We start from the raw sequence: 2,487 nt of genomic DNA, 5'->3' as shown, positions 1-2,487 counted from the left end.
ATTAGCCCGCGCAGCGGGCTTCGTAAACGTAGCCCGGCCCTTCAGGGCCGGGCGCAACGGGCGCGGGGATGCACTGCGTGGCCCCTGCCCCTGCCCTCTCACCTTCTAGGAAGGAAGCAAGTCGCTCCCTCTCAGGGCCGGGGGGTGAGGGCCAACGTCAAGGCTCAGAACAATAGCTCCAAGCAGACGCCAAAACCACCAAGATGTTTTGTGCTTCTGGTGTCTTTTTGTGGCTATTCCCATCCCCTGTTGGGTTGAAGGGCTGGGGACAATTTGATAGCCGGTAACACGGCATGTACAATTGAGCTTACGAGGTTTACCAACCCATTCCCCCAAGGAGAGCGCATGCGCAAGCGGTTCTTCACTTACTGGATTGGCCTGTTCGTGCTGGGATGCCTCACCATCGCGCCAGTGTTGGCGTTTGACCCCACAACCCAAACGCCTGAACTCCTGCTTGACGAAGCGTTGACCGTCTACTACGGCAATCTGGCCCGCCGCGATGCTGGTCAGCCGCCGTTGCGCTGGAACCGCCAACTAACCCATGCCTCTCGCTGGTTTGCGTGGGATTCGGTGGCAAATCGCCCAAGCCCTTACTGCGGCCATCAAGATACCAACGGCCAATGGCCGAGCGATCGCGCTGTGATCTTTGGCTACCTTGGCAGTGGCGGCGCTGAAAATGCCTACTGTGGCTACATGCAGCCGCAAGATGCGATCAATGGTTGGCTCAATAGCCCCGGCCATCGAAATAACCTGCTCAGCCCCGGCCATCGCGAGATTGGCTTGGGCTATTACCGCCGCGCCAGCGACGGGCGCGGCTACATTGCCCAGATGTTTGGCAACGATGTTGCGTATGCGCCGGTGATTATCGAGAACGAAGCGATCAATACCCTCAACCCTGATGTGGCGCTCTATATTTATCAACCAGCTACGACCGGCGGTTTTGCCGGTCGCCGTCCGGTCACCGAAATGATGATCGCCGATAATCCCTGTTTCGTTGGCGCTAGCTGGCAGCCATTCTCCAATCAAACCCGCTTCCGCTTGCCACCCGGTGAAGGCTGGCGTACAGTCTATGTCAAGACCCGCGATGCTTACGGCGTAACCGCAGTAGTCAGCGATACGATCTACCTCGGCCCTAACCCGCCGCTTGCCGAGCTCGCGGCAACGCTCAGCGATCGCCAGTCGCACGTAACGTTGACTGGCCTTGCGCACCCTAGCCTGCCGCAAGTGCAGTTTAGCTTGGGATGGTTGGTTGACGAAACCTATGCAACCTTTAGCCTGCTTTGGGGTAATGGTGAACGGGTTGCCGACTCGGCGGCGTGGGGTGGCGGTGCGTTTCGTTTGGGGTTAGCCGGTTGGGAAACGTCGGCATGGGTCTATGATTACAATCCGCTCGTGTTCAAAGATCGACCGCTGGTCGCCTATGTGCGGTTGAAAGTTGCCAACAACACCTCACCCGCTGAAGTGGCCCGCTTTACCGTTAAAGGCGGCGGCGTCGAGTATGGCCCGCTTCGCCTGCGCGGAGTTGATTTCGCCGCCGCCGGCCAGTATCAGGAATTTGCCCTGCCCTTTACCTTTCACGGCGCCGATCCGTTCCTCATCTTCCAGTTCTGGCGCAGCGGCAACACCGAGGTTTTCGTCGATGCGGTGACCATCTTCACGGCGCCGCAGCCGATCACCAATCCACTCACATTGGCTGTGCCCGGTGGCAACTATCGCGGCCAAGGGGTGTGGGTGCGCTATACCGATGGCACGAACTTTACACCGTTAAGCGAAGCCTCAATGCTTCCAGTGCAACCGGCCAACGCTAGCTTTATGGCCCAGCGCGCCGCTGATCCGCCCGCCCCGCTCACCATCACCTCTCCCTGTGCTCGCGCCAATTGGCAAGTCGCGCAGGCCGAACCATGGGTAAGCGGGGTGGCCGAAGAGGGCGCTATGCGCATCAGCGTCAACTCTGCCGGCCTTGCTACCGGCGTCTACGAAGGGACGATCACCTTCGCCGCACCCGGTACCTCGTTCCGCCTCACTATTCCGGTTCGCTTGCAAGTGGTCGAGCAACTCTTCACGACCTACGCGCCGCTGCTAGCGCGGTAATGGCCCAACCCGCTGGGAGCGGGGGCCAAGGGTGGAGACGACTATCAAGGCGCAAAGGAGGCAAAGACGCAGGGCTTCTTAACGCAAAGACGCCGTAGAGCCGGACGGCTGTCCGGATCCGCAAAGGGCGCAAAGATATTTGGGGATGGCGATTATCCCTCGCGCTCTCGGCGTCCTCTGCGGTCATTTTTTGTGCTTCTTGTGCCTTTTGTGGCTATTCCCCTCCCCCAGCGGGGGAGGGGTGAGGGGTGGGGGCCAACGTCAAGGCTCAGAACAATAGCTCCAAGCAGACGCCAAAACCACCAAGATGTTTTGTGCTTTTTGTGTCTTTTTGTGGCTATTCTCCTCCCTCAGCGGGGGAGGGGCGAGGGGTGGGGGCCAATGCCCCCCAGTGGG

At 59.8% G+C, this 2,487-nt stretch carries 1 protein-coding gene; it reads left to right on the top strand.

The window, feature by feature from the left end; genetic code table 11:
- Positions 1-345 precede the first annotated feature (345 nt).
- Positions 346-2,091 (top strand): CAP domain-containing protein, encoded by a 1,746-nt coding sequence (locus tag A6A03_RS18760; protein ID WP_066791333.1) that lies wholly within the window; start codon positions 346-348, stop codon positions 2,089-2,091.
- Positions 2,092-2,487: the final 396 nt, after the last annotated feature.

The sequence above is a fragment of the Chloroflexus islandicus genome (assembly GCF_001650695.1).
GTDB classification, from domain to species: domain Bacteria; phylum Chloroflexota; class Chloroflexia; order Chloroflexales; family Chloroflexaceae; genus Chloroflexus; species Chloroflexus islandicus.
This window is presented reverse-complemented; position numbering and strand designations above follow the sequence as displayed.

Bases quoted from the DNA above. Each gene is read 5' to 3' on its own strand.
- A6A03_RS18760 (WP_066791333.1), top strand. From the start codon at position 346: ATGCGCAAGCGGTTCTTCACTTACTGGATTGGCCTGTTCGTGCTGGGA.